The following is a 26,060-nucleotide window of genomic DNA, read 5'->3' as shown; positions in this document are numbered from 1 at the left end:
ACTTATGTCTTATGCATTAGCGGCTTCAGCTTCAGCGTTTGCCAGAACAGCCTTTGCATCCTCTATTTCTTTTGCTCTTTCATCAGCATATCGTTTTTCATTGATTTCCTTTGCATCAGCACTGATATCCTGACAGTTCTCCTTGATGTTAGTGTAGGTCTCAAGGCATGTATCCTTGCATCTGTATGCTGCGGCAGTTATATGTGTGTAGCATTTCTTGGCATCCTTGCTGGAGAGGAGCTTCACTCCTGCGGTACCAAGTGCGAAACCGCATGCCACTTTTCCTATTGTGCTCCAATTGATCATAAATAGTCCTCCTAAGTTTGTGATTGCAACACGAATTGCTCTGTTTCTTTGAAACTCTCGCAATTCTATAAACATTCGGAATCCGCATTTTCATGCTACTTCCTCATGTTTTGTGGCCTCAAAGTCATAAAGCGATTTATGCAAGCATAATCACTTTATGACCTTTAAGCCTTGTTGCAACAATTATAAAACAGTATAGGGAGTGTAGAGTCAGCTAACGAGTGAGAATTTTTATCAATAATGTGGTGGCATGGATATGCATAAAAACGACGATTATGTCTTTGCTTTAGAGTTAGCGAGTGCTAACATATTAGTGGATGACGATTATTCGTCATTGATTGGTGTTGATAAAATGTCTCAAAAATAAAGGAGGTCTTTATGAAATATCATAAGTTTTTTGCATGGGCGGCAGTAATATGCATGATATTAGCAATTATTACCGGGTACAAAAAGGAATAACCTATGACCTACTATGAATTCGGAAAAGAAAATGAAAAAGTAATAATGTTAACATATATCAAGAAGGTACTTCAACTGGTCATAGGTGCAGCTTTTGTTGCGGGGATTGTAATCCTTCATTCTGTGAAGCCGATATGCCACGAGAAATTTCCCGTGTTTATCCAAAACAGCAGGGAATACAAGGACTTAATAAATCTATGATTTGATGGGCAGTCATAATGGCTGCCCTAATAATTTGAGGAAAGGTAGTAGATGCAGTTAATGCGAAAGACTGGAATACTGGAGGAGAAATAACGGACTGATAATAGTTATTGGTATGTATTGAATTATCAGGTCAAGTCTCATATGCTCCATTAAGAAAGATATATCGGAATATAATGATTTACCAATTATTGAATAGTTGTTTTGCTATAAATCCAGGTGTTTATCTGCACCTGTGTTCCTGTGAAAATCTTTTAGCCTCAAAAGGGCAAAATCTTTTATCCAGGACTCATACGCTGGACTCAAAAAAATGGGACTCAAAAACGGGACTTATCTTCGGGATAGGTTCCGTTTTTTTTACGTTTGGAGTCAAAAGAAGAACCTTTATCGGAGTCATACGTAAGACTCAAGTAAATATGCTATCTACGGGATACGGTGTGCATCAAAAAATCCCTAGTTTGAAGCATAAGGAGAGGTTCATAAGAAATAAAGCGTGAAATATGCAAGAAAAAAGAAGGATAGACGCCTTCGTGCTTGTGAGAAAAAACGCTTTGCTGACTCCGAGTAAGAAGCGCTGAGTAAAGAAGTTGAGTCAGGTGAAATGACTCCTAGTAGTTAGCAAAATGAGTCAGGGAGGATGAGTCCCGAGGATAAAAAATCTTACCTCTTCAATTCTGAATAAAATTTCCAAAGACAGCGATAAGGTGAGAAAACTTTTTATTTTCATGGATTGACAATGAGCGTTAGCGTGTGGCTAACATCTTCTGCGTTAGGTATAGCTAACAAAATGATATAAATAGTCATAAGAAATCTTCTACCTGAAATGCCGCATCTTGCCAATGCGGCATTTTTCCTATGTTCTGAAATTTGGATATGGCAAAGGCATTACAATAGAAGTAACTTAAAATGAGCAAAAGCATGGGTTTGTCAGGACAATCATTCGAGAAAGGCTGAAAGAATGGAAAGATGTACATTAGAGAATATATGATAAAGCAAGCCATGCACTTACTGACGGGCTTGATGAAATGTCCGGTTATGCCAAATGGGCTCTAAATCATATGCTTCCGGCTGAGAAAAAAATTCTAAAGAGTGCGAGGAGGCCAGACAGGACAGCTTTAAGCTAATATTGAAGTTCCTTGATGAGTGGGGCAATAGATCCTGCTGAATAAGAGTAGGAGATGAGACAGAAAAAATACTGAAGTACTATTGAAAATGGAGTTAGCGTATGCTAACATTTGAGATAACTGATAATTATTTTCATGATATTAAATATCTATTAAAAACACCCGGTTAGTGCGGGCTTTTCTTTTGAGAATGGGTTAGCTAAAACTAACGAAATAATGTTTGGCTGGAAATGATGCATGATGAATAATGAGCAGATTGTTGAGGCTTTAAAAGAGAGCGGTATGAAAATAACCAGACAGAGAATGATAGTTGCAGATGTCATTGCGGATAATGACGGAGCCAGCTGCAAGGATATCTGCTGTATTGTACGAGGCAAAGATCCTTCTGTGGGAGTAGCTACGGTATACCGCATGATAAATGTGCTGGAAGATATCGGAGTAATTGAGAGGATAGATATGATCAAACATAGGAGGAATGGCGATGAAGGCTGATTACAAGAATTGGATGCCGAAAGGGATGGTACTTGGGACGATTGGAATTACTGCAGCAATATGCTTTGTTACAGTAATCGTAGGTATTGCTTCAATAGTGGGAAAGGTATTGCTGATTTTAACTGTGCTGTTTGCCTTGATATCTTTGTGGATGTACCTGATGTACAGGGCATTTTCCTATAACGGAACACGTCAGATGTCTAAGCAGATAATAGAAGGTGTTTCATCCTATGTAAAAATCCCGGATGGCGGTAAATGCCTCGATGTTGGATGTGGAAGCGGGGCTCTAAGTATTGCCTGTGCAAAGAAAAATCCAGGCGCTCAGATAATTGGTATAGACAGATGGGGGAAAGAGTATGCTTCATTCAGCAAGAGTCTCTGCGAAAGTAATTCTGTTGCTGAAGGTGTAAATAACACATCTTTTCAGCAGGGCGATGCCTGTAAGCTTGATTTTGCAGATGAGACTTTTGATGCAGTAACAAGCAACTATGTATATCACAACATACCAAGTAAGGACAGACAGGCGATTCTTCTTGAAACACTAAGGATCCTTAAGAAGGGCGGAACATTTGCTATTCACGATATTATGTCCAAGGCAAAATATGGAGATATGGAAAGCTTTGTAGAAAAGCTTAAAAATATGGGATACGAAGAAGTAAAACTTGTTGATACTACTAACGGTATGTTCATGAGCAAGTGGGAGTCCATCTGGATGGCTCTTACAGGTTCTGCGATTCTTGTGGGGAGGAAATGATTTATGGGCCTTTTTAAAAACTTTGTAAGTCAGACAAGAAAGCCGGAAGGTTTCCTGGGACAGATGATGGTCAATGGCATGAACAGTGGGCACGCGAAGATGGCAGACTGGGGAATGGCACATTTAAAAACTATTGTACCGGAAGAAATTCTTGAAGTTGGATGCGGTGGTGGAAGAAATGCACATGAGTTGCTACGGAAGTATCCATCTTCTAAGGTTACGGCGATTGATTATTCAGATGTTTCGGTTGCAAAAGCAGCAGCTTACAACACAGGCATGATACAGAAGGGACGCTGCAAGGTTCAGCAGGGCGACGTTTCTAATCTGAACATGAATGAGCAGTATGATCTTGCAACAGCTTTTGAGACCATTTATTTCTGGCCGGGACTTGAGAAATGCTTTTCAGAGGTAAACAAGGCACTTAAGCCTGGTGGAGTCTTCATGATTGTAAATGAGTCTGATGGAACTGATAAGGCGAGTCTCCAGTTTGAGAGCATCATTGATGGCATGAAGTGTCATACAGTAGAAGAAATCGAAGGGGCTCTGAAAGAAGCGGGTTTTTCAAAGGTTAAGTCAGATCATCATGAGAGTAAACCGTGGATTACAGTCATTGCAAAGAAATAAGGAGTAGATGGCGCGGTTATGATGAAGTATAAAGGAACTTATCTGAAGCTCTTTTCGATAATGCTTAAGAAGTACCTGATAAGATAGCGAATCCTCAGTAAAGACGGAGGATAAGGGATGAACAAAAAGATAAAAGCCTATCAAAAGATATATCGAAAAGCGCTGGTAAAAGCAGGGGTGAAAGATATAGATGCCAAGGCAGATGTATATGCTGTTCGCCTGTCAGAGATGTATGCTTCAGATAATTTCAAGAAGCATAATGTTTATCCATCAACAAGTACTCCGCATGTATATGCGGTTATCGCAATGTGCCTGGAACTAAAGAACTTTGGGCTATCAGACAGTGAAATCATGGACACTATTAATTCCGGCTTTGTAGCAAGAAGGACATTTTTCAATGTGATAATTGCAATAATCAATTTACTTCCTAACAGCTTTGACATAGCAAGGAAGTGGAATGTTGGTGACCATGAAAAGCGAGTAGCTGATGGCAGCATAACTTACGATTACTTCAATGTCACAAGGGACAAGGTCGAATACAGAATTTCAAAATGTATGTATGTAGAAATGTTTGAAACATATGGCATAAGAGGGCTTTGCAAAATATTCTGCAATACAGATACAAGAGCCTATTCAGGGCTTAAACGGCACGTAGAGTTTATCAGGCACTCGGATCTGTCAGACGGTCTGTCATGCCATGATGAGGTGATCAGAAAATGTTAAAGAACTACATGAAGGAAGGGCAGAAACTCCCTCTCTTTGGAGTCGGGCCATATATTGTTTATGGAATTGCTATGGTCAATGTAATAGGAATTATCTTGTTTGGCTATGTGCTTAAGATAGGAATTCTGTATGATTCATGGATACTTATTTTACGAGTGGTTGGTACATTACTCATAATAATGGGAATCGGTGTATGGTATATAGGAGCTGTCCGGTCAGATATGGATGATTCTATAACAGAGAACAGGCTTCAGACCAATGGCATTTATTCATGGGTACGGAACCCGATGTACAGCGGCTGGTGGTTTGCACTATCTGGGATTACCCTTATGTGGCATAATGCATGGCTGCTACTTTTTCCGATAGTTGACTGGATTATTATGACAGTTGCACTTATAAAAACGGAAGAGAAGTGGCTTTTGGATTTATATGGTGAGGAGTACGCTGAGTATAAGAAAAACGTAAACAGATGCATCCCGTGGAAACCTGGCATTGGGATATATAGAACGGAGATATCCACAGCTAAGTGGATGATATATGATTTGCCGGGGAATGCAGGCTGGATAATATGGATTGTTTGTACAGTGAAATGTTTGAGGCAAGAGGCGAATATGTATGCCGTACTTTCTGTCATAGCAGCCATTTTCATGATGATTGGCGTGTTGGAACTAATTAGTGAGAGGGCGGCAGGGCTTAACCGCATCCTTACAGCGGCAAGGCTGCACAGGGGCTTTGGAGCATTGTCGCTGGGCGGACTAGTTGGAATCCCTATTTCAATATATGGAATCCTTTCAAATACTGATTATGGATTATCCCTATGGATGCTGACAGGAGCAGTATTATGTGCTCTGTTTGCAGGGCTCATCTTTGTGACCTTTAAAAGAGAGGAATGATATGAGAATACTTGTTTATGGAGCAGGAGTGTTGGGGGGAAATCTTGCAAGCAACTTGTACAGGCAGGGAAAAGATGTCACACTTCTTGCACGTGGAAAATGGTATGAAGAGATAAAAAGAAATGGGCTTAGTATTCATAATTATTTCGGTAGAAAGACCAATGTGAAGATACCTGTGATTGATGGGTTGAGATCGGATGATAGATACGACGTTATATTTGTGGTGGTCAGATATACCCAGATAGATAGTGTTGTTCAACCTCTTAAAGACAATGCTTCCAGAAACATTGTATTTGTTGGGAACAATCTCAAGACAGACGAACTCACAAAAGCACTATCGAAGAAGTCAGTTCTTTTTGCATTTGCAATGTCTGCCGGGCACAGGGAAAAGAGCTATATCAGATCAGTGTCACTGAATAAGATAACAGTTGGAAATACTAAGGGGACTCCCTCGCAGGAGAATTTTGTAAGAAATGTATTCTCCGGAACAAACTTTAAAGTTGTGTATGAATCTAACATGGCAGACTGGCTTTTATGCCATGCAGCATCAGTAATACCAATAGCTTTTGCCTGTTATTATGCAAATGGTGATATAAAAAAGCTTAAGCGTGACAAAGCCTACATCAATAGGATCATGGATGCAACTATTGCGGCTTATACAGTTTTGGAAGACAACGGGCATGAAATTATGCCTGATTCTGATAAAGACTTTAGAAATCCAAAATTCAAGAAGAAATATACCCCATTTTACCAATTCATTTTCGCAACAAAACTTGGAAAACTCTGCACCTCTGACCACGCAATGAATGCAATTGATGAGATGAGTGCGCTCAACAGAGATTTCAAGGAATACATTAGGAAATACGGCGATATCCCAAAGCCGTGGACAGACCTTGAGAGGGATACCAACGGATATCTGATATAAAACAGGGGGAAGAGTAGGGCATGTCAGTTAAGATTAATTCTTTGAGTGAAAAAGAGATTCGTGATATAGGCGATGCTTTCGCAGATTTTCAATATGCTGAATCAGAATTTGGAATGGGGTATCTTGGAAAAGGCAGACAGGCCGTGAGTGATTACATATGCGCTTATGTGCGCATGGCCATTAATGAGAGAGTTCTTTACTCAACAAGCGAGGAACATGAGGGATTTATTGCCTTTAAGAATCCCGGAGTCAACATGAGTCTGAAATCTGCTGTAGGTCTTTTGAAAACTATTCCCGGATGCGCGGATGTAGGTCATTTGCGAAGTGCCGCGAGGGGCTTTTTTAATTCGGGAAAGAGTTATGGAGCCATACTGTCCAAACTTAAAGTGCCTTTCATTTATGTAGGCATGGTTGTGGTAAGAAAAGAATATCAGGGCAAAGGATTCATGCGAAAGGTCCTGGAGATTGCATTTGAGGAAGGCCGAAGACAGGCAGTGCCTGTGGTATTGGATACGGATGCTGTGCTGAAGAAAAATAAATATGAGCATCTGGGCATGAAATGTGTAGTAACTCAGCACTTTACTGATGGAGTAGAACTGTACGGAATGGTATATGAGCCTGACAATATCCCGAAAGAGTGGAAGAGTGAGATCGTTCTCGAGGACATGCGAATTCTGTCTTCGTCCAATAAAAATGTATGGGATCGCTTTGCACCTGTTTATAGCAACTTTGTCACAGGAACTCCGGGAAACAAAAGGGCATATGAGTCCATGTACAAGCGCATAAAAGCAGTGATCAAGGATAAAGAAGTGCTTGAACTTGCTACAGGTCCAGGTGTTATTGCAAGGCAGGTTGCGGATGAAGCAAAAAAGATGATTGCTACAGATTATTCCGAGAAGATGCTTGCTATGGCAAGAAGGGGAATTGTGCCTGAAAACCTTGTCTTTGAAAAAGCTGATGCGTCATCCCTGCAATATGCTGATAACAGCTTTGATGTGATTATCATCGCCAATGCACTTCATGTTATCCCGGAACCTGAAAAGGTCTTATCAGAGATAAAACGGGTATTGCGAAAAGACGGGCTGCTTATCGCTCCAAATTTCATACATGACAATAATAAAAAAGTAAGTGGGATTATGAGTAAGACTCTTTCATGCGCAGGAGTAGATTTCAAAGCAAAATGGGATGCTGACGGATATCTGAAATTCCTTAGAGACAATAGATTTACAACAGTTTACTCAAATCAGTTACCATCAACAATACCTTTAATGTACGTGGAATGTAGGAATGATAGGAAAAATGACGATACATGAATTTGGAAAAGATAATGATAAGGTCATAGTGCTGTTGCACCCATCTGTTGTCATGTGGGATTACTTCGAGTACGTGATTCCGCTACTGGAAAAGAAATATCACCTGATTATTCCGGCACTTCCGGGATATGACCCAGATATTAAGAGTGATTTCACAAGTGTTGAAGAGATCTCAACTGAGCTGGAAGGATGGCTGAATCTGAATGGACTGAGCAATGTGACGTGTCTTTACGGCTGCTCCATGGGAGGAAGCATTGTAGTCAGGATGCTCGCCAACAACAAAGTGAAAGTGCAGAGTGCCGTGATAGATGGCGGTATTACTCCATATCAGCTTCCTTGGATCGTTACAAGATTGATAGCAATAAAGGATTTTTTGTTGATATACACAGGAAAACTTGGTGGAACAAAGCTGTTGGAAAAAGCTTTTTCTACTGATGAACTGTCAGAGGAAGATGTGCAGTACGCAGCAAAGGTCCTAAAGATGATTAGCGCTAAAACAATCTGGAGGACATTTGAATCCTGCAACAATTATTCCATGCCGAAGTATATCCATACTGACTGTAAATACATAGAATACTGGGTCGCAGAAAAAGAGGTAAAAGATAGAAAGTGGGATGTGGAATATATAAAAAAGATCTTTCCACATACAGTATTTAGAAAGATTAAGGACACAGGCCACGGAGGGCTGGCTCCATTTAAGCCGGAAAAGTTTGTGAGGGGGATCAATAGCGTTATATGGAAAAGTATGATATCACAAGGCCGGTAATTCTGAAAAAGGGCGTATATAATCTCAATGACGAAGCAAATTTTAATTATCAGCTAAATCGCGTTATCAACTGGGATGGCGGCAGACTTGATGATGTACAAAAGGTTGCCGGCAGGATCCATAACAGTGATGATTGGAAAAGAGAACTTATCTTGCTCGGCGATGAAGCCATGAAAGAGGGCAGGACAGATAATGCCATTGCCTATTATCGAATGAGCGAGTTCTTCATGTATGACGGTGATCCTGATAAGAGAAAGTACTATGAGAAGGCAACCAAGCTCTTTTACGAGTACTATGCAGATTTCTTTGAGGGAGAAAATCCAAAGATTGAAAGATATGATGTCCCCTATGAGAATGTGAAACTCCCTGTGATGCATGTGGTGCCTTATGGTGAGAGCAAGGGAACTATACTTATCCATGGCGGCAATGACAGCTATTTTGAGGAATTTCTTTTCACTGTCCTATATATGCAGGAACAGGGCTTTGAAGTCTACATGTTTGAAGGCCCCGGGCAGGGTGGCGTAATGCGCGTTCAGGGAATGCATTTCACCCATGAATGGGAGAAACCTGTTAAGGTAATCCTGGATTATTTCAAGCTTTCTGATGTGACTATCATAGGCATATCTCTCGGAGGTTATCTTGCCCCAAGAGCAGCGGCTTTTGACAAACGCATAACTAAAGTGGTTGCCTGGTCCATATTCCCATGCTTTCAGGATATTCTTGTGAGTATGCAACCACAGGGTACGCAGAGAGCATTCCATATCCTCATGAAGCTACATGCCCGTCCACTTCTTAATCTGGTATTTGGCAAAAAAGCTAAGAAATCTCCCATAATCGACTGGGGAATCAAACATGGATGCTATGCCTATGAGGCAAAGGATGCATATAGTTATGCCAAGAAGCTGAAGCTATATGACATTGCGCCCGTCGCAGATCAGATTACGCAGGATATGCTGATTCTTGGGGCCAGTGGAGACCATTTCATTGATTACCATCTTATCGGAAAAGAGATCAACATGCTAAGGAATGTCAGAAGCCTTACATTTCGCCTGTTTACTGACAAGGAAGAAGCGGAAAATCATTGTAATGTGGGTAATGGGAAATTGGCTATAGATGAAATACTTAGTTGGATTACACGTATTGGGAGTAAGGAATGATTGTTACAGCTGTCGCAGTGGGAACCAGGGGAGATGTAAATCCTCTGGCAGAGCTTGGCGAGGAAATGACAAAAAGGGGACATGAGTTTCGGATACTGACATCGGAGGCTTTCCGTCCGCTCATAGAAAGTAAAGGCGTGACCTTCTTAAGGCTTGATACGGATGCAGATCATGTCATGAAATATATGGTTACAGACTATAAGACTAGCCTTGATTTTGTTAATGGGCTATTTAAGCTTAAGAAGGAAAATCCGAGATTTATGGAGCAGACCATTGATGCTATAAAAGGCTCTGACCTTGTAATGTATGGTACGTGCTCAGCTTTTGCAAGACATGCGGCTGAGTATCTTGGAATCAAATGTGCAAGATATTTTTACAGTCCGATGGATCCGACCAGACAATACTCGCTTTATACTGATGATTTTAATTCGGACAAAGTGCTTAAAAGCTATGATGGACTATTGGATGGGATGAGCCTCATGACAATTGTCGCCCTAAATAAATGGAGAAAAAGTGTAGGTCTTCCAAAGTGGAAGAAAAGCAGCAGATATACGGAGCTGGGAGGAAGAAAAGTACTTACTTTTTACCCCACAAGTCCTCTCCTTATGCCAATGGATCCTACATGGGGAGACCATATACATGTGACAGGGTATTGGTATCATCCGGGAGAGAGTATAAAAGAATTTGAAGAATCCGAGGAATTGACGGACTTTTTGACAGCGGGTGAGAAACCGATATTTGTAGCTTTTGGAAAGGCAGAGTCACCTGAACTTGCGAGACTACAGCTGCTGACATTAGATGCTTTAAAAAAGACCGGAATTCGTGCTGTCGTGCAGGCATACCAGATACCGAAAAAAGACAAGATAAATACTGACAAGCTGTATTTTATAGATAACGTCCCATATGCTTATATTTTCGGAAAGGTGAGAGCAGTAGTGCATCATGGCGGAAACACTACAAATGGTCTGGGACTTAGGGCAGGGCTTCCAACACTGGTGATAGCACTGGCGCTTGATCAGCATTTCTATGGCAGGGTGGATCACAAGCTTGGATGTGGACCAAAACCTTTATACATCAGAAAGAAGTTATGTACAGCCACAGAAATCGCAGATTCTCTTAGAGACCTGGTCAGTGGAAATTACGATGTTACGGCGCAGACAATTTCTGAGCTGATAATGAAAGAAAATGGCATAGAAGAGGCTGTTAAAGCAATAGAGGACTATGTTTCAGAGGGGTAAATGAGTATGCTTTTAACTGTTTTTCTTACAATTGTTTTCTGTGCTGCGATAACGCTGATGATGTTTTCTGCGGTGGCATTTATACAGAATGAAAAGTTCTTTTCTTCAGCGCCAAAGGAAGCACAGGCGGTGCTTCGTCATAGAGACAAGGAACTTTTCTATGGGGCGAGGATAATTGGATGGACACTTATGATATTCAGCCTTCTGATGATACTTGGTGTTGGAGTGATTTCAATCTGGGATGGCTTCAGGAGTGGGTTCACGTTTGGGCAGTTCTTCTTCAGATTTGTTTTCATATTCACCGTATACAAGATTTACGATATGGTCTGTTTTGATTACTTCCTTCTCATGAAATTCCGTTTCTTTCAGTTTTATTATCCAGAGGTGGAAAATGTATATAGAAATAGGAAGTATGGATATAACATCAAGAGCCAGCTGCTGAAACTTCTTGTGATTTTCCCGGCAGCGTCAGCTCTTGCGGCCTGGATATGTTCATTGTTTTGAGAAAAATGGGAGAGTTTGAACAATGCAATTTGAGGAATTGGGAAATATGGCCGGGAAGAAACTAATGTTGTTGCCTGGAACATGCTGTGACTGGCAGACGAATTTTGGAACGGTTATCGACAGCTTATCTGAAAAAGTATCATCTTATATGTGTGAACTACGATGGATTCGATGGAAGCGATGATGTTTTTCCGGACATGATAACTGTTACTGAGAAAATTGAGAAGTATATAAAACCATAAAAGATGCAGATCATATACTTGTCATATCTGATGGAAAGATAGTAGAGCGAGGGGATCACAAAGCCCTGATGGATATGAATGGGGAGCATGCACATATGGTTGAATTGCAGGCTTCATGAGAAGATTTATCAATATATCATTTTTCTAATTAGCGTTGATTTTTTATATGTATAATAGTTAGCGGTAACTAACTAAAATGCTTAGCCATATGGCGGAAGGAGAGAAAAAGTATGGATGGAGTAATGACTCAGAGAAAAACGAATGAAAAACTTGGAGGAAAGGACCTGATAAATATAGGTATTTATGCAGCTATTTTCCTTGTGATAATGACTGCTATCTCAATGCTTGGATTTATTCCAATCATGATGCCGATGTTATCTGTCCTTTGCCCTCTTATTGGAGGTATTACCATGATGCTCTTTTATACAAAGGTTAAGAAGTTCGGAATGATAACCATTATGACGATTATTATCGGAGCATTTTTGTGGGTTACGGGAATGGGATATTACCCGTTTTTCTTTGGAATTGTATGTGGACTAGTTGCAGATCTTGTTGCGAAGAGCGGACAATACTCAAGCAAAAAGAAGACGGTCTTAAGTTATGGAATTATGTGCATAACTATATTTGGATGTTTCCTGCCCTTATACCTTGATATTAATGGATATTTTTCCACAAGGACATCTTTTGGAAGTGACTATGTTGAGGCTATGACAAGAATATTCAGACCCTGGACAGCTCCTATAATCTTAGCTTGTTCTTTTGTTTTCGGAGTACTTGGAGCACTCCTTGGAATGCATTTCCTTAAGAAACATTTTGAGAAAGCCGGTATTGTTTAATGGAAGGTGCGGCATATAATCCCGGAAAACTTGATCGCGGACTTATCATGGATCCAAGGACAAAACTGGCGCTTCTTGTTACAGTAACGACATTCGCACTGGGAGGCGCCGGAGGAAGAAGATGTGAGATGCTTGTGCCAATACTTTGTATGGTGCCGTTTCTTCTGCTTCTTACTGCAAAGAGATTTAAGACATCGATAATCGGAATGATACTGTTCTGGGGATCCAGTATGCTTCTGACCTTTGCAAATGCGCGAGGTATGGGAGGCTTTCTATACTATATTATCCTTGGTTCCTGCGGTGTGCTTGGTAGGTTCCTGCCATGCATAATGATGGGACGTTATCTGATGGAGTCAACAACAGTGAGCGAATTTACAGCTGCAATGAAAAAACTCCACGTAAGCGATAATATCATCATCCCATTGTCCGTTATGTTCCGCTTTTTTCCTACAGTTTTAGATGAAGCGGATTCGATAAGCTCTGCTATGAAAATGCGCGGAATACGCATTGGTGGAAAACATGCTTCCAAGATTATAGAGTACAGAATGGTTCCGCTTATGACATGCTGTGTAAACATTGGAGAGGAACTGTCAGCAGCAGCTCTTACAAGAGGTCTCGGAGGAGAAGTGAAAAGAACCAATATATGCAGGATTGGATTTCGGCTGCAGGATTACGCAGCATTGGCATTATGCCTTATTCCCTGGATATTACTGATTATGGATGTGGTGAAATGATTGAGTTTAAAAATGTAAGTTTCAGTTATGCAAGGACTGATGAAGCGTCGGTAAAAGATATCTCCCTGAAGATTAACAAGGGCGAGACAGTTCTTTTATGCGGAGAATCCGGCTGTGGCAAGACAACGCTGATCAGGATGATCAATGGTCTTATTCCACATTTCTACGAAGGACAAATGAGAGGGAACATATACGTGGATGGAACTGATATCACACAGGCGCAGCTTTATGAAACAGCCAAAATTGTGGGATCTGTGTTCCAGAACCCCAGGAGTCAGTTTTTTTGTGTGGATAGTACAAGTGAGCTGGCTTTTGGACCTGAAAACATGGGACTTCCAGAAGATGAGATCCGTGCGCGTATTGACAGTACCGTAGATTCCATGAAGATAAGGGCTTTGATGGACAGAAGCATATTTGAAATGTCAGGTGGTGAAAAACAGAAGATAGCCTGTGCTTCTGTAGATACGCTAAATCCTCAGGTTTGTGTGTTGGATGAGCCTTCGTCAAACTTAAGTCTTGAGGCTATTGAAGACCTTAAGAATACTCTCCTTGGCTGGAAAGAAGAAGGAAGGACTATTGTGGTTGCTGAACACAGACTGTACTGGCTTAAGGATATTTGTGACAGGGTTATCTGCCTTAAAGAGGGGCGGATTATTTTTGATATTCCAATGAGAGAATTTAAGAATCTGTCGGAAGAAGATTTAAGGTGTCATGGTCTTAGGGCTGTAAATGAGAATCTTACGATGATTCCGGTCAAAACAGAGAGTATAAATACCGAGACAATAACCTTCGAGAAGCTTATCTACAATTACAGGAACTGTGATGCACTTAACATAAAAAACCTTGAAATACCCCGGAATGAAATAATTGCGGTAGTTGGACCTAATGGTGCCGGTAAATCAACTTTTTCAAAATGTATATGCGGACTGATGAGGGGGTTCAAAGGTAATACTGTTATCGGCGGAAAGAAGTTAAAGGGCAGAAATCTCCTAAAGAGCGCATACATGGTCATGCAGGATGTGAATCATCAACTGTTCTGTGAGACAGTTATGGATGAAGTTACTCTTGGGATGAATGAAGAAAACGAAGATAGGGTTCTTGAAATTCTTGATAAGCTCGGACTTAAGGAATTGTCGAACAGACATCCCATGAGCCTGTCAGGCGGACAAAAACAGAGGGTTGCAGTTGCAAGTGCACTGCTTTCTGATAAGGATATCATCCTGTTTGATGAGCCTACAAGTGGGCTTGATTTCTATAATATGGAGCGGGTGGCTGAGCTGATATGGTCACTGCGTGGTCAGAAGACAGTGTTTGTTGTTACTCATGACCCGGATCTTGTCAGGAGATGTGCTACGGTGGTTCTACGGTTAGAGAACGGTCATGTTGTAAATACTAATTCAGGCGGAGAGATGAAAGACTATGAAAGAGAAAAAGAAAAGTGTTATTGCACAGCTGTTTGAATACGCAGGCAATCATAAGTATTTTACTATATGCTCATGGATACTGGCTGCCATAAGCGCTCTTGTGGCGCTTGTGCCATTCTATTACATATGGTGCATTATTAAGGAAGTTGTGGAAGTAAGACCGGATTTTAGTAAGGCTACCCACATAGTATCTCATGGTTGGAGTGCTGTGGGTATGAGCCTTTTGGCCATGTTTATATATATTGCAGCTCTTATGTGTTCGCATATCGCAGCATTCAGGGTTCAGGCCAACATGAGAACTGCTATGATGGAGCATGTAATGAAGCTTCCTATGGGGTATATAGAATCTGAGGGAAGCGGAAAGATAAGAAAGATAGTTGCAGAGTCCAGTGCAGCTACGGAGACATTTCTGGCCCACAGTCTTCCGGATAAGGCGGTGAGCTATGCAACTCCAGTGGGACTAATCGCCATGCTCCTTATCTTTGACTGGAAGATAGGTCTTATCTGCCTCATTCCAGCTGTCATCGCATTTCTTGCCATGGGCGGTATGATGGGTGAAAAGATGCAGAATGACATGAAAGAGTATCAGAATGCTCTTGATGAGATGTCAGCTGAGGCTGTTGAATATGTCAGGGGAATACCTGTCGTAAAAACTTTTGGGCAGTCCGTCTTCTCTTTTAAGAGATTCAAGGAAGCTATAGATAAATACGAAAAATGGACTATAACTTACACCATAGGAATGAGAATACCTATGATAGGTTTCACTACAGCTGCTAACGGTGTATTTGCTGCACTTGTAGCCTGTGGACTCATTTTTACCAGAGGAGGCGTTTCAGATACATTCCTTTATAACATCCTTTTTTACATCATCATAACTCCGATACTGACGGTCACACTCATGAAGGTCGCTTATGCCGGTGAGAGCCAGATGGTGGTAAAGGATGCTCTTGAGAGAATGTATACCCTTTTGGAGGTGAAGCCTCTTAAGGAGACCGTAAGTCCACAGATTCCCAAGGATAGCGGTATCAGCATAGAGGACATTACCTTCACCTATGATGAGAAAAAGGCTAATGCCATCGATGGCATCACGCTGGATATAAAGCCGGGTGAACATGTGGCATTTGTGGGACCTTCCGGAGGCGGAAAGACAACACTTGCATCACTTGTTGCGAGGTTCTGGGATGTTAAAGAGGGCAGTATCAGGATTGGCGGCGTTAACGTAAAAGATATCGCTTCATCTGAGCTTATGAAGCAGGTGTCCTACGTTTTCCAGGATAGCAGACTCCTTAAGATGTCTATACTTGATAATGTCAGAATGGGGAGACCTGATGCTACGGAGGCGGAAGTAATACAGGCACTTAAGGATGCAATGTGCTGGGATATAATCGAAAAGCTTCCAGAGGGTATAAATACTATGATCGGAAGTAAGGGCACATATGTATCTGGTGGCGAAGCACAGCGTATTTCCATAGCAAGGGCGTTCCTTAAAAATGCGCCGATACTTATACTTGATGAGGCCACAGCTTTTGCGGATCCGGACAATGAGATAATGGTTCAGCAGGCCTTTGCTAACCTGTCAAATGATAAAACAGTGATCATGATCGCCCATCGCCTGTCAACAGTAGTAAATGCAGATAAGATATGTGTTCTTACAGATGGAAAGGTGGCAGAATCCGGAAAGCATGAAGAACTTCTTGCAAAGAACGGAATTTACGGTCATATGTGGAACGAGTATCAGAAATCAGTAAACTGGAAGGTGGGTAAAGGCGCATGAGTATAGTAGAAAGGTTACAGCATAAATACGCCCTTTCAGAGCAGGGCGCTAAGGATATGATAAAAGCGTTTGCAGCATGTACATTTGCAAACCTGGCACAGATGATGCCTGTGGGAATTCTTTTTATGATGACAGGAGATCTGCTAAATGGGCAGCTGCCGAAGAGCCATGTGGTTATATTTATTGGTGGAAGTATTATTTGTCTTGCGCTTATAGCAATCACTGAGTATTTCCAGTATAATGCTACGTTTTTCTCAACCTATGTTGAAAGCGGTGTAAGAAGGCGTTCTCTTGCAGAAAAATTAAGAAGGATACCTCTTTCTTTTTTTGGGAAAAAAGACCTGGCAGATCTGACCAATACCATCATGGCGGACTGCGCAATGCTGGAGACAGCATCATCACACTGGCTCCCGGAGCTTGTTGGAGCTTTTATTTCTACAACGCTTGTAGTAATAAGTCTGTTTTTCTTTGATGCAAGAATGGCAATAGCTGCAGTCTGGGTGCTTCCTGTAGCATTTATAATCGTGTTTTTCTCAAGAAATGTGATGCATGCTGTAAACAGGAGAGGTAGCAGATATAAGGTGGCATGTCTTGACGGCATCCAGGAAGCACTGGAAACAGTACGAGACCTTAAGGCATATAATGCACAGGATACCTACATGGAAGGACTCAATAAGAAGATCAAAGCTGTCGAGTCCCACAATATTTTCTCAGAGTTTTTAAATGCAGCATTTGTCTGCAGCGCCCAGATGATCCTTAAATTTGGGATAGGAACTGTTGCAATTGCTGGCTCAGCCCTCCTTATAAAGAATGAAATAAGTATTGTCACATTTTTTATGTACCTTCTTGTTGTTTCAAGAATGTATGAGCCTTTGCAGATAGCACTTCAGAATTTCTCTGCGCTTATAGCAACAGATACTCAGTGTGAGAGAATGGATGAAATCCTTTCACATGGCGAACAGACGGGAGCAGATATCCTTTCAAACAAAAACTATGACATTGAGTTTAAGAACGTGCGGTTCTCATATGAGGATGGGGAAACAGTATTAGACGATGTGAGCTTTGTGGCAAAACAGGGGGAGGTCACAGCGCTTATCGGACCTTCCGGCGGGGGAAAGACTACGGTATCAAGGTTGTCTGCAAGGTTCTGGGATATTAATAGCGGACTAATAACTGTTGGTGGAATGGATATATCAAAAATAGATCCTGAGACGCTTTTGTCCATGTATTCAATTGTGTTCCAGGATGTAACTCTTTTTAACAATACTGTTCTTGAGAATATCAGAATTGGCAGAAAAGAGGCTACAGACGAGGAAGTCCGGGCTGCGGCCAAACTTGCCCACTGCGATGAGTTTATCGATAAGCTGCCTGATGGTTACAATACACTCATAGGCGAAAACGGTTCGGAGCTGTCAGGCGGTGAACGGCAGAGAATATCCATCGCCAGAGCATTCCTAAAGGATGCACCGATTATTCTTATGGATGAGGCTACAGCATCCCTGGATGTAGATAATGAATCCCTGATCCAGGAGGCAATCAGTGACCTGATAAAGGATAAAACGGTTCTGATAATTGCGCATCGCATGCGCACTGTCGATGGTGCTGACAAGATAGTTGTTCTTAAGAATGGTACTGTTGCTGAGTCAGGAAATCCTTCTGAGCTAAAGGTAAAAGATGGAATCTATAATCACATGATATCAGTTCAGATGCAGTCAGAGAATTGGAAGATGGCATAACAGCTGGAGGGAAGCAGGCAACATTCATTACGCGGAAAACTCTTTGCTATCTTGAGAAATGTGGAGGAGCTATGAGCATTAAATATGAGATCCTTAAGCGGGTAGTAAAAGCCGCAGGTCTAAAGAAGATGTGGGATGGAAAAACTGCTGAGGAGATTGTTGCAGCAAAGAAAAAGGAAAATGCTAAGAACCATATTCCTGAGCTTAAAGATTCTGAGTTTGATATAGACCGGATCAAGGTTATGGGTTTTACAGTAATCAGAATGAAGCATAAGATCAAAGAACCTCACGCTAATCTCTTTATCATCGGTGGCGGAATGGTAATGGCACCAAGACCTGACGCTGTCAAGAAAGCACTCCGTTTTGCCAAGGAAACAGGAGTTGATGTGTACGTGCCTTACTATCCCCTTTGCACGGATTATCCCCTTACCAAAGCATATGCAATGATCCATGAGACATATAAAGAGATGCTAAAGGACTATGACGCTGGGAACATCTCGATTCTAGGTACATCATCAGGCGGTAATCTTGCGCTGGGAATGGTTCCATACATCAATGACGGGCATGATGATACACCGATGCCTGGCTATATTCTTGCCATTTCACCCGGAACCTGCGTTGAAACAGATGAAGAGTGGGAGCGGATGCTGAAGCTTAATAAAAAAGATGTGGCAATTCCGGCAAGCTATATGAGAACCGCTGTGGATATCATGAGACATGGCGATTTGTCAGTTCCTGAATACATGATATGGCTTCAAAAGGCCGATTTTACCAATTGTCCGCAAGTGACTTTTGTTTATGGCTCCGAAGAAACGTTGTATGCCTGCGCTCCATCTTTCGAAAAAGTCATGCAAAAATATGGAGTGGATTATGAGATGATCGTAGGCGAAGGCATGTTCCACTGCTATCCGGCATTCCCAATAGTGAAAGAGGCCAAGGAAGGCTGGGATAAGATGGTGGATTTAATCAGAAATACTACAAAACAGGGGAGTATAAAAAATGCAATTTGAAGAAATTGGGAATATGTCAGGAAAGACGCTTATGCTGCTTCCCGGGACATGCTGTGACTGGCAGACAAACTTTGGAACAGTAATCGATAGGTTATCAGAGAAATATCGTCTTATATGCGTGAACTATGATGGGTTTGATGGAAGTGATGGTATCTTTCCTGATATGATTACGGTAACAGAGAAAATCGAGAAATATATCTGTGAGAAGCATAATGGCAGGCTTGATGGAGCTATTGGATCTTCTCTTGGTTCAAGTTTTGTGGGTCAGCTTGTTATGAGAAAGAACGTGCATATAGATCATGCTATCTTTGGCAGTCCTGACCTTGATCAGAGCGGGCCGGTATCAGCGTGGCTCCAGTCTATGCTTGTTGTGCCTCTTTTAACAAGCTTTACAGGCAGTGAAAAGAAACGGAATAAATCCAAAGAAAAGCTGAAAAAAATCTTTGAAATGGATGATGAAAATGCTGAGAAATTCATGAACTGTTTTTCCAAGTTTAATCCCCGGTCCATAAAGAATGAGTATTACACAGACCTCCTGACCCATCTTAGGGATGATATCAATGTTGAGCATACAAAAGCTCATTTTATCTATGCCAACAAAATGGGTGAGAAGTATCTTGAACGCTATAAGAAGTACTTCCATGATCCTGACATCAGAGAGTTCAACATGCAGCATGAGCAGTGGCTGTTCGGCGGGAAAGAATACGCAGAACCTGTGCTGAAAGCTATAGATGAATTTATGGTAATGACAGTTTGAGGGTAATATGGGGGTGACTATGGTTCTAATATTAGAGTGCATTGTGGTTTGCTTTATACTATTTCTCCCCTGTGTAGTTGTTATAGCAAATGGAACAGAACAGGGAGCTTTTTTATATGAAAAAGATGTACAGGATCGCGTCGTAGAGATGGGACTTATAACAAAGGCACAGATCGATAAGAACTGTAAATTATTCAAGATAGGCACACTTACAGTGATGATTGCTTTTGTGCTGTGGTCAGTTTATGGCATCAATGGAGCAAGAGGATTTATAGTGCCATTTCTCCAAATATATGCTATGACAATGGCAGAAGGTCTATTCGATAGATTCTTTATTGATTGGTATTGGGTGGAGCATACAAAAGCCTGGACGATTCCGGGAACCGAAGATCTAAGGCCTTACATCCCTAAAAAGACGAAGATTGTGAAGTGGCTGATTACGATTGTAGGCAATCCTATTATTGCAGCTGTACTGGCAGGGATTATGATGGTCGTATTATGAGGGAGGGAAGCAGGTAACATGGTTTGGTATGTATTGGTAATTGAAGCGATAGTATTTGCAGTATTATTTACAACAATTCTTTTTGTGTCTTTTCATGGGGAAAAAATGTACAGTCCGGCATGTATCCATAATTACCCGCCTGATATTCAAGAAGAATACTTCAAAACACATGAAAGAGTGGATGTTTCATATAAATCAAAAAAGGTAGTACTGGCGAAGTCCTGTGGAATAATCATGTTTACAGTTATTCTTACCATATGCGCGAAGTTTGCCGGGGCAGTTACATTTTGGCAGGGATTCGCGATCGCTTTTGGACTCATGGTATGGATTGGAGCCTATGACACACTCTTTCTGGACTGGGTGTTATTTGCAAATATGAAAATGTTCAGGCTGGAAGGAACAGAGCACATGGACAAGGCTTACCATCAGAAGTGGTTTCATTTAAAAGGTGCTATATTCCCGGGGCTGTTGTTTGCACTGATTCCGGCAGCGATTGTAGGACTGTTCATAAGTTTGATGGGTTGAATAAGAAAAGAGCTTTGAGTAAGTGGTAAGTCAGGAACAGAGCATGAAACATGTGGGTACAAGAACGCTTGGGGAAAAGAGCTTTATGTATAATCTTGTAAGAGAAAAATGAAATGATAAATTTTTGAGAAAAGTTAGCGACAACTAACAATAAGTAGTATCATGAAGTATAGTAAGTAAAAGATTGGGGATGAAGAAGCAACGGAGAGCAGTCTGTATGAGCAATACTCTTAAAAAATCTTCTATATTTAAGCGTTTTTATTCGGAATTGGCTGAGAAATACGGAAAAGCTAAGGCAAAAGATATATGGGATTATGCTGAAGAGGAGTTTTCCAGATTAAAGAATGCTGAACCATCCGCAGATAAGGCGAGTGTGTCATATGTCTTTCCGGCAGTAGCTCTATATCGTTCAGTTGAATATTTCTATCCCGGAGAGGCTTTGTCTGTTACACGAGGCTTCGGTACAAAGATGGGACGCAGACTACAAGGTATCTTTAGCAAGATTACTGCTTTTCCGGGCATTCCTTCACTCATGTGGAAGAGGATGGATAGAATTGCTGCAAAACTGAGCGATGGATATGAAATAAGGAACCTTAAAGTTACCAAAGAACAGTGCTTCATGGATGTAGTAAGCTGTCCTCTTAATGATAAGGCACGGGAACTTGGGACTCCGGAAGCTGTTCAGATGATCTGCTGCATGGATAAAGAATATATGAACGGCTTCAGGGGAGTTGATTATAAACGGACTAAATCAGTGGCTGAAGGTGATGACTGTTGTGACTACAGGCTCACAAAGTCGTTGTAAGGGGGAGAAAATGAAGAATCTTACATCAAGACAGAAGATCATGTTCGGGGTATATTCGATGATATTGGCGATTATAGGAGATTATCTCCTTGGCTACGGTACATTTAGCACGTCCAGTTCTCCGGATGCATATATGGGAGTTGAGTGGAGCGTTGCTCCCGATTGGAGATATGCAGTATCGTCAATTCTCGGGTTTGCGTGTGCTGCGCTGTTTGCTGTGGCGGCTGTTGAGCTTCTTAGGGTTATGGAAAAGAAATATCACCTTAATGATTCTAAGCTGTTTGGCCTTTTCAAGATTGCAAACTGGAGCGGAATACTTTATTTTGCTTTCATCCACATAGGTATATGCATGCTCCCTGTTGTGTTTAATGCAGGAATGGCTGCTACAGGCGATGTGAAAACTTCTGCTGATATGGTGTTCAGAGTATTGAAAAGTATTGCAGTTCCCATGGGCATCGGATTTGTAGTATGCGATGTTTTCGTTACAATTGCCTGGATCGGAATGGTGTTTAAGAAAATGATTCCTGTGAAAAAGGCTGCATTTATTTGTTGCCCGGTGATTACCTCAATATTAGGGCAGCTCATGAATTACATTTCTGAAGGTCTAGATTCCGGTTTCGAGTCTTTTGGATGGCTGCTCATGTATCTGGTCTGTGCGTTAAGCCTGGTAGACAAGGATGAGAGGGAATGGATATAAGAAGTAACGGCAGAAACTAAAGGACATGCCCTATAGACAGAAGGGAAAGAGAATATTATAATTTTAAGTTAGCATAGGCTAACATATATAAAGGAGGAGTGGACAATGGAACTTACTTTTGGTGATGTACAGGAAACAGCGCTTATCCCGCTTGCAATAAAGGCAAGTGAGACAGCAAGGTCTAATGCCAGGATTATCGACCTTAAGGCAAAAGAGATAATTGATGCTCTTGGAGTTGATGTTAGTAAATACGATCCCTTTTTATCACATGAGGGAGTTGTAGCCAGAACAATACTGTATAGGAATGAGTTAAAACGACTTATCAGCAAGTACCCTGATGCTCTCTGCATTAATCTTGGATGTGGCTTTGATGATAAGTTCTTGCAGGTAGACAATGGCAAGATCACGTGGTTTGATGTGGATCTTCCGGATCAGATAGAGAAGAGACGTAAAGTGTACTCTGACAGGGACAGGTGCACAATGCTCGATGGGAGTGCGCTTGACGGAGAATGGACAAGGAAACTTCCTAAGCGAGACATGACCATCGTGGTTATGGAAGGAGTCCTTGAATACTTTTCCAAAGACCAGGTAAAGACATGCATCAACATGCTTTGTGACAGCTTCGAACATGGATATCTTCTTGCGGAGCTTCATTCTCCGTTCCTTGAAAAGAATGGTAGCCATCACGATGCTGTGAAACATACTAATGCTTCTTTCGGCTGGGGAACAAAGTCAGGCCGTGAATATCTGGATCTTGAACCAAGGATGAGCCTTGTGTCTGAAACGAGCTATAACGAAGAAATGAAGAAGTATTCATTGCGCGGAAAACTCTTTGCTATCGTTGGAAAGAACATCAACAACAGGCTTGCTGTATTTAAATGGTAAAGCATTAAGGGCGGAATGTATGGATAAGTTTAATGACATCGGAATAGATAACAAGTTAGACTGGGACAGGATAGAAAAGCTTATGCGGATAGGCATGTTTGCCGCATGCATGGTGCTTGTGGGAGATGTGCTTATAGGTTATGGGATGCATGATTCCTCTAAAACAGGTATGGAATGGTTCTTGTCAGCATATTTGCAATTATCAGATACCAGAATGTTTTGGTCAGCATTTCTGGGATTCATAGGTATTCCGCTTGAGGCACTTTGCTATTTTGGAGTGTACAGGCTGATTGTTCCTAAATCACAGAAATATGCTCATCTTTATAGAACAGGAATACTTGGGGTATTGGCTTTCGCGGGATGTGGAGTGCATGTCCCGTGTTTGTCCACATGCTTCTTTTACAAGTATATGAACGATGCTGCCCCGGAGATTGCAGTAGATGCAGCAGTGAAATTTGGTAAATACTTTCTTTTGCCGGGAATGATAGTGTTCTTTCTATTCTGGATCATCCAACATGTGGCACATATTGCAGCATTCACAAAAGGGCTGACTCCATATCCTAAATGGTGCTGGATATTCTGTCCTGCGGTAGGAATGGCCGCAGTCATGCTGTTTAAGTTCCTTCCTGAATCAGAAGTTCGCAATGCTATTACTGCTGCTTGGATCAGTATAGGGAATTTGTGGATGTTCGTTGGACTTTTGGTTATGGCGAAGAAAGTCAAGGTTGGTGACAGATGATTATTCTGATACAGATGGTTTTATTCTGCCTGCTTTTTACTGCGATGGTCATGTACGCGGTAAGAGGGGGCGCTATTGATGGATTGTATTTCTATCCGAAAGCAGTACAGGAAAGGGCTATAGATATAGGTCTTATAACAAAAGAAACTATGCAGAAAAAGCGCAAGGTCTTCATGACAGAGTTTTACATAGTAATGCTGACAGCGCTTGTACTCATTATCGGATTATGGAACAGAGTCTCTGATTTCAAAACGGCATATTTACAGGCTCTGCTATTTCTTGAAGTAATGAATATCTATGATGGTATTGTCATAGACAAGATCTGGGTTGGACATAGCAGGTTTTGGATCTTGCCTGGCTGTGAAGATATTCCATATGTTCAGACTTGGGGCCAGGTTTTGAAAAAAAGAAGCTTGCTGGCAATGATATGGATAGCAGGAGCTGCTATAGTTGCAGGGATTGTGGTGTTTTTGTTTTGAAAGGGAAATGAGATGTATATCAACGAGTATGGAAATCCTAATAATCCAAAGCTCATATTGCTGGCGCCAATGATGATATCCGGTGCAAATCTGTATGATCTGATGAGTCCGTATCTTAAGGGAGATTACTTTATCATCGCTCCCGATCAGGGAGGCCATGGTAAAGCCGGGGCATATATCAGCGCTGATGATGAGTACAGACAGCTTAAATCGTATCTGACTGATAAAGACTATAAGGATATCAAGCTTGTATACGGAGCTTCACTTGGCGTAGCAGTTGCATGGCGGCTATTCTGGGATTCCGATTTTAATTTAGAACATGCCTGGTTTGACGGTGTTGCACTCAATAAGAGTTCTAAGATGGCAGAAGTGCTTGTGTGTAATCTGTTCAGAAAGAGAAAGAAACAGCTGGATAAGACTCATGTGGAAGCATCAAAATCCCTAGTGGATTGGTATGGCTATGACTTCGCAAAGATGATGACTAAGAACTTTGAAAGAATCACGCTGAGTGATATCGATGCAATATGCCATGCATGCTGTACCTACGATATGAAGCCATTGTCAAAAGAGCATCAGGCTAAACTGCACCTGGAGTATGGCGAGAAGGACTTTGACCTGAAGCTTTCTAGAAAATCTTTTGCCAAGTATATGCCGGATGTGAAGGTGGTTATTAGAAAAGGATATCCGCATTGTGGATACATGGCAGCACATACCAGAGAGTATGTGGAAGAGATTGAAGATTTCATAAATAGATGAAAATGAAAAAGGAGAAAGTAGTGATGAATAATAAGTGGAACAAGAAAAATGCGATATGGATGGTTGTATATGCTGTAATCTATGCGGTATTCACGGTTTTGGTTTGCGTGTTGGGAGCTATTCATCCGGTAATGTTTGTGTGCTACCAGATTACAGCAGGAATCTTGTTGTCTGGTGTTACTTTCTACGCATTTAGAAGGATACAGGCACCGGGGTGTGCAGCCATCTTCTCACTGATGATCATCCTGCTATTTGTGATAATAGGGGATGCTGTGCCATGGCATGTGATTCCGGTAGTTGTGATCGGAGTTTTGGCGGAGGCTGGCAGGTTCTTGTGCAAGTATAAATGGAATGGGGATGTGATCAGCACTGTAATAATGAGCTTTTCCACGTTTGGATACTATGGGCAGATATGGTTCAATCGTACATATACTTATGAATGTGCAGTAGAGGAAATGCCAGAAGGATATGCAGATACTCTGATGGTAGTAAGCCCTTTTTGGAGCCTTATAGCAGTGTTGATTGCAGGTGTGACTCTTTCTGTGGCAATCACTGCTGTTACAGCTAAGATATTTAAGCTGGAGAAAAATTGAAAAATCCCTGCCTGCCGAACGTCACTAAAAATGCCCAAACGTCACCAAGATGCATGAAATTTGCATGGTTTTTGCGTTGAAAGCCGA

30 protein-coding genes are annotated in these 26,060 nt (G+C 41.5%); 29 read left to right on the top strand and 1 reads right to left on the bottom strand.

The annotated features are described in order from the left end of the window. Positions 1 to 9 precede the first annotated feature (9 nt). Positions 10 to 306, bottom strand: a complete 297-nt coding sequence (locus G633_RS0106535; RefSeq protein WP_026519436.1) for a DUF6110 family protein — start codon at positions 304 to 306, stop codon at positions 10 to 12. 462 nt (positions 307 to 768) lie between these two features. Between G633_RS0106535 and G633_RS0106520 the strand changes: the two genes are divergently transcribed. From G633_RS0106520 to G633_RS0106380, 29 genes are all read left to right on the top strand, one after another. Next, a complete protein-coding gene (locus G633_RS0106520; RefSeq protein WP_026519435.1) occupies positions 769 to 966 on the top strand; it encodes a hypothetical protein in 198 nt (65 codons plus the stop codon). 1,361 nt (positions 967 to 2,327) lie between these two features. Continuing rightward, a complete protein-coding gene (locus G633_RS17640; protein WP_035770830.1) occupies positions 2,328 to 2,582 on the top strand; it encodes a Fur family transcriptional regulator in 255 nt (84 codons plus the stop codon). Next, the gene (locus G633_RS0106510; RefSeq protein WP_026519434.1) at positions 2,572 to 3,336 is read left to right on the top strand and encodes a class I SAM-dependent methyltransferase; all 765 of its coding nucleotides are present in this window, start codon (positions 2,572 to 2,574) and stop codon (positions 3,334 to 3,336) included. The genes G633_RS17640 and G633_RS0106510 overlap by 11 nt, the downstream gene beginning before the upstream one ends. A 3-nt stretch (positions 3,337 to 3,339) precedes the next feature. Beyond that, the gene (locus tag G633_RS0106505; protein WP_026519433.1) at positions 3,340 to 3,960 is read left to right on the top strand and encodes a class I SAM-dependent methyltransferase; all 621 of its coding nucleotides are present in this window, start codon (positions 3,340 to 3,342) and stop codon (positions 3,958 to 3,960) included. 117 nt (positions 3,961 to 4,077) lie between these two features. Then, entirely contained in the window at positions 4,078 to 4,683 is a 606-nt protein-coding gene (locus tag G633_RS0106500) for an L-2-amino-thiazoline-4-carboxylic acid hydrolase (RefSeq protein ID WP_026519432.1), read from the top strand. Beyond that, positions 4,677 to 5,576, top strand: coding sequence for a methyltransferase family protein (locus tag G633_RS19720; RefSeq protein ID WP_081664705.1), 900 nt, complete (start codon positions 4,677 to 4,679; stop codon positions 5,574 to 5,576). The genes G633_RS0106500 and G633_RS19720 overlap by 7 nt, the downstream gene beginning before the upstream one ends. A 1-nt stretch (position 5,577) precedes the next feature. Next, positions 5,578 to 6,501, top strand: a complete 924-nt coding sequence (locus tag G633_RS17630; protein ID WP_051200018.1) for a ketopantoate reductase family protein — start codon at positions 5,578 to 5,580, stop codon at positions 6,499 to 6,501. Positions 6,502 to 6,521: 20 nt separating this feature from the next. Continuing rightward, complete coding sequence (locus G633_RS20250) at positions 6,522 to 7,814, top strand: methyltransferase domain-containing protein (RefSeq protein ID WP_242838841.1); 1,293 nt, start codon at positions 6,522 to 6,524, stop codon at positions 7,812 to 7,814. Further along, complete coding sequence (locus G633_RS0106480; RefSeq protein ID WP_330363337.1) at positions 7,789 to 8,580, top strand: alpha/beta hydrolase; 792 nt, start codon at positions 7,789 to 7,791, stop codon at positions 8,578 to 8,580. The genes G633_RS20250 and G633_RS0106480 overlap by 26 nt, the downstream gene beginning before the upstream one ends. Then, entirely contained in the window at positions 8,550 to 9,737 is a 1,188-nt protein-coding gene (locus G633_RS0106475) for an alpha/beta hydrolase (RefSeq protein WP_035770828.1), read from the top strand. The genes G633_RS0106480 and G633_RS0106475 overlap by 31 nt, the downstream gene beginning before the upstream one ends. Then, entirely contained in the window at positions 9,734 to 10,975 is a 1,242-nt protein-coding gene (locus G633_RS0106470) for a glycosyltransferase (protein ID WP_026519428.1), read from the top strand. Before G633_RS0106475 ends, G633_RS0106470 begins: the two co-directional genes overlap by 4 nt. Then, positions 10,976 to 11,479 (top strand): hypothetical protein, encoded by a 504-nt coding sequence (locus G633_RS0106465; protein ID WP_242838840.1) that lies wholly within the window; start codon positions 10,976 to 10,978, stop codon positions 11,477 to 11,479. It abuts the gene before it with no gap. A 104-nt stretch (positions 11,480 to 11,583) separates the two neighbouring features. Continuing rightward, positions 11,584 to 11,721, top strand: a complete 138-nt coding sequence (locus G633_RS19915; RefSeq protein WP_155834926.1) for a hypothetical protein — start codon at positions 11,584 to 11,586, stop codon at positions 11,719 to 11,721. A gap of 230 nt (positions 11,722 to 11,951) precedes the next feature. After that, positions 11,952 to 12,557: an MptD family putative ECF transporter S component gene (locus tag G633_RS0106455; protein WP_242826150.1), complete on the top strand. Its 606-nt coding sequence runs from the start codon at positions 11,952 to 11,954 to the stop codon at positions 12,555 to 12,557. Further along, positions 12,557 to 13,291 carry an energy-coupling factor transporter transmembrane component T gene (locus G633_RS0106450; RefSeq protein WP_026519425.1) on the top strand — a complete coding sequence of 245 codons (735 nt, stop codon included), beginning with the start codon at positions 12,557 to 12,559 and terminating at the stop codon, positions 13,289 to 13,291. Before G633_RS0106455 ends, G633_RS0106450 begins: the two co-directional genes overlap by 1 nt. Continuing rightward, positions 13,288 to 14,751, top strand: coding sequence for an ABC transporter ATP-binding protein (locus G633_RS0106445; protein WP_026519424.1), 1,464 nt, complete (start codon positions 13,288 to 13,290; stop codon positions 14,749 to 14,751). The genes G633_RS0106450 and G633_RS0106445 overlap by 4 nt, the downstream gene beginning before the upstream one ends. Then, positions 14,711 to 16,489 carry an ABC transporter ATP-binding protein gene (locus G633_RS0106440; protein ID WP_026519423.1) on the top strand — a complete coding sequence of 593 codons (1,779 nt, stop codon included), beginning with the start codon at positions 14,711 to 14,713 and terminating at the stop codon, positions 16,487 to 16,489. Before G633_RS0106445 ends, G633_RS0106440 begins: the two co-directional genes overlap by 41 nt. 2 nt (positions 16,490 to 16,491) lie before the next feature. Further along, positions 16,492 to 18,225, top strand: coding sequence for an ABC transporter ATP-binding protein (locus tag G633_RS0106435; RefSeq protein WP_026519422.1), 1,734 nt, complete (start codon positions 16,492 to 16,494; stop codon positions 18,223 to 18,225). Positions 18,226 to 18,296: 71 nt separating this feature from the next. Then, positions 18,297 to 19,235, top strand: coding sequence for an alpha/beta hydrolase (locus tag G633_RS17625; RefSeq protein ID WP_051200017.1), 939 nt, complete (start codon positions 18,297 to 18,299; stop codon positions 19,233 to 19,235). Then, a complete protein-coding gene (locus G633_RS0106425) occupies positions 19,225 to 19,992 on the top strand; it encodes an alpha/beta fold hydrolase (RefSeq protein ID WP_242838839.1) in 768 nt (255 codons plus the stop codon). The genes G633_RS17625 and G633_RS0106425 overlap by 11 nt, the downstream gene beginning before the upstream one ends. Positions 19,993 to 20,011: 19 nt before the next feature. After that, positions 20,012 to 20,494, top strand: coding sequence for a hypothetical protein (locus G633_RS0106420; RefSeq protein ID WP_236845951.1), 483 nt, complete (start codon positions 20,012 to 20,014; stop codon positions 20,492 to 20,494). An 18-nt stretch (positions 20,495 to 20,512) separates the two neighbouring features. Next, positions 20,513 to 21,019, top strand: a complete 507-nt coding sequence (locus G633_RS0106415) for a hypothetical protein (protein WP_026519420.1) — start codon at positions 20,513 to 20,515, stop codon at positions 21,017 to 21,019. 217 nt (positions 21,020 to 21,236) lie between these two features. Then, positions 21,237 to 21,824, top strand: a complete 588-nt coding sequence (locus G633_RS0106410) for an L-2-amino-thiazoline-4-carboxylic acid hydrolase (protein WP_026519419.1) — start codon at positions 21,237 to 21,239, stop codon at positions 21,822 to 21,824. A 10-nt stretch (positions 21,825 to 21,834) separates the two neighbouring features. Continuing rightward, complete coding sequence (locus tag G633_RS0106405) at positions 21,835 to 22,521, top strand: DUF6796 family protein (protein ID WP_026519418.1); 687 nt, start codon at positions 21,835 to 21,837, stop codon at positions 22,519 to 22,521. Between the two features lie 105 nt (positions 22,522 to 22,626). After that, positions 22,627 to 23,406, top strand: a complete 780-nt coding sequence (locus G633_RS0106400) for a class I SAM-dependent methyltransferase (protein WP_026518380.1) — start codon at positions 22,627 to 22,629, stop codon at positions 23,404 to 23,406. Positions 23,407 to 23,425: 19 nt separating this feature from the next. After that, positions 23,426 to 24,145, top strand: a complete 720-nt coding sequence (locus tag G633_RS0106395; protein WP_026519417.1) for a DUF6796 family protein — start codon at positions 23,426 to 23,428, stop codon at positions 24,143 to 24,145. Continuing rightward, positions 24,142 to 24,624 carry a hypothetical protein gene (locus tag G633_RS0106390; RefSeq protein WP_304412520.1) on the top strand — a complete coding sequence of 161 codons (483 nt, stop codon included), beginning with the start codon at positions 24,142 to 24,144 and terminating at the stop codon, positions 24,622 to 24,624. Before G633_RS0106395 ends, G633_RS0106390 begins: the two co-directional genes overlap by 4 nt. Before the next feature lie 12 nt (positions 24,625 to 24,636). Beyond that, complete coding sequence (locus G633_RS20090) at positions 24,637 to 25,380, top strand: alpha/beta fold hydrolase (protein ID WP_196804237.1); 744 nt, start codon at positions 24,637 to 24,639, stop codon at positions 25,378 to 25,380. A gap of 23 nt (positions 25,381 to 25,403) precedes the next feature. Then, positions 25,404 to 25,973 carry an MptD family putative ECF transporter S component gene (locus G633_RS0106380; protein ID WP_026519414.1) on the top strand — a complete coding sequence of 190 codons (570 nt, stop codon included), beginning with the start codon at positions 25,404 to 25,406 and terminating at the stop codon, positions 25,971 to 25,973. Positions 25,974 to 26,060 lie beyond the last annotated feature (87 nt).

Source organism: Butyrivibrio sp. FCS006, assembly GCF_000424525.1.
GTDB lineage: Bacteria > Bacillota > Clostridia > Lachnospirales > Lachnospiraceae > Butyrivibrio.
The sequence above is the reverse complement of the archived record's forward strand: the minus strand, read 5'-3'. Positions and strand labels throughout refer to the sequence as shown.

What these genes read in the sequence shown, in the direction of transcription:
- G633_RS0106535 (WP_026519436.1), bottom strand. Translation starts at nt 306, where the DNA reads ATGATCAATTGGAGCACAATAGGAAAAGTGGCATGCGGTTTCGCACTT.
- G633_RS0106520 (WP_026519435.1), top strand. Translation starts at nt 769, where the DNA reads ATGACCTACTATGAATTCGGAAAAGAAAATGAAAAAGTAATAATGTTA.
- G633_RS17640 (WP_035770830.1), top strand. Translation starts at nt 2,328, where the DNA reads ATGATGAATAATGAGCAGATTGTTGAGGCTTTAAAAGAGAGCGGTATG.
- G633_RS0106510 (WP_026519434.1), top strand. Translation starts at nt 2,572, where the DNA reads ATGAAGGCTGATTACAAGAATTGGATGCCGAAAGGGATGGTACTTGGG.
- G633_RS0106505 (WP_026519433.1), top strand. Translation starts at nt 3,340, where the DNA reads ATGGGCCTTTTTAAAAACTTTGTAAGTCAGACAAGAAAGCCGGAAGGT.
- G633_RS0106500 (WP_026519432.1), top strand. Translation starts at nt 4,078, where the DNA reads ATGAACAAAAAGATAAAAGCCTATCAAAAGATATATCGAAAAGCGCTG.
- G633_RS19720 (WP_081664705.1), top strand. Translation starts at nt 4,677, where the DNA reads ATGTTAAAGAACTACATGAAGGAAGGGCAGAAACTCCCTCTCTTTGGA.
- G633_RS17630 (WP_051200018.1), top strand. Translation starts at nt 5,578, where the DNA reads ATGAGAATACTTGTTTATGGAGCAGGAGTGTTGGGGGGAAATCTTGCA.
- G633_RS20250 (WP_242838841.1), top strand. Translation starts at nt 6,522, where the DNA reads ATGTCAGTTAAGATTAATTCTTTGAGTGAAAAAGAGATTCGTGATATA.
- G633_RS0106480 (WP_330363337.1), top strand. Translation starts at nt 7,789, where the DNA reads ATGATAGGAAAAATGACGATACATGAATTTGGAAAAGATAATGATAAG.
- G633_RS0106475 (WP_035770828.1), top strand. Translation starts at nt 8,550, where the DNA reads ATGGAAAAGTATGATATCACAAGGCCGGTAATTCTGAAAAAGGGCGTA.
- G633_RS0106470 (WP_026519428.1), top strand. Translation starts at nt 9,734, where the DNA reads ATGATTGTTACAGCTGTCGCAGTGGGAACCAGGGGAGATGTAAATCCT.
- G633_RS0106465 (WP_242838840.1), top strand. Translation starts at nt 10,976, where the DNA reads ATGAGTATGCTTTTAACTGTTTTTCTTACAATTGTTTTCTGTGCTGCG.
- G633_RS0106455 (WP_242826150.1), top strand. Translation starts at nt 11,952, where the DNA reads ATGGATGGAGTAATGACTCAGAGAAAAACGAATGAAAAACTTGGAGGA.
- G633_RS0106450 (WP_026519425.1), top strand. Translation starts at nt 12,557, where the DNA reads ATGGAAGGTGCGGCATATAATCCCGGAAAACTTGATCGCGGACTTATC.
- G633_RS0106445 (WP_026519424.1), top strand. Translation starts at nt 13,288, where the DNA reads ATGATTGAGTTTAAAAATGTAAGTTTCAGTTATGCAAGGACTGATGAA.
- G633_RS0106440 (WP_026519423.1), top strand. Translation starts at nt 14,711, where the DNA reads ATGAAAGAGAAAAAGAAAAGTGTTATTGCACAGCTGTTTGAATACGCA.
- G633_RS17625 (WP_051200017.1), top strand. Translation starts at nt 18,297, where the DNA reads ATGAGCATTAAATATGAGATCCTTAAGCGGGTAGTAAAAGCCGCAGGT.
- G633_RS0106425 (WP_242838839.1), top strand. Translation starts at nt 19,225, where the DNA reads ATGCAATTTGAAGAAATTGGGAATATGTCAGGAAAGACGCTTATGCTG.
- G633_RS0106420 (WP_236845951.1), top strand. Translation starts at nt 20,012, where the DNA reads ATGGTTCTAATATTAGAGTGCATTGTGGTTTGCTTTATACTATTTCTC.
- G633_RS0106415 (WP_026519420.1), top strand. Translation starts at nt 20,513, where the DNA reads ATGGTTTGGTATGTATTGGTAATTGAAGCGATAGTATTTGCAGTATTA.
- G633_RS0106410 (WP_026519419.1), top strand. Translation starts at nt 21,237, where the DNA reads ATGAGCAATACTCTTAAAAAATCTTCTATATTTAAGCGTTTTTATTCG.
- G633_RS0106405 (WP_026519418.1), top strand. Translation starts at nt 21,835, where the DNA reads ATGAAGAATCTTACATCAAGACAGAAGATCATGTTCGGGGTATATTCG.
- G633_RS0106400 (WP_026518380.1), top strand. Translation starts at nt 22,627, where the DNA reads ATGGAACTTACTTTTGGTGATGTACAGGAAACAGCGCTTATCCCGCTT.
- G633_RS0106395 (WP_026519417.1), top strand. Translation starts at nt 23,426, where the DNA reads ATGGATAAGTTTAATGACATCGGAATAGATAACAAGTTAGACTGGGAC.
- G633_RS0106390 (WP_304412520.1), top strand. Translation starts at nt 24,142, where the DNA reads ATGATTATTCTGATACAGATGGTTTTATTCTGCCTGCTTTTTACTGCG.
- G633_RS20090 (WP_196804237.1), top strand. Translation starts at nt 24,637, where the DNA reads ATGTATATCAACGAGTATGGAAATCCTAATAATCCAAAGCTCATATTG.
- G633_RS0106380 (WP_026519414.1), top strand. Translation starts at nt 25,404, where the DNA reads ATGAATAATAAGTGGAACAAGAAAAATGCGATATGGATGGTTGTATAT.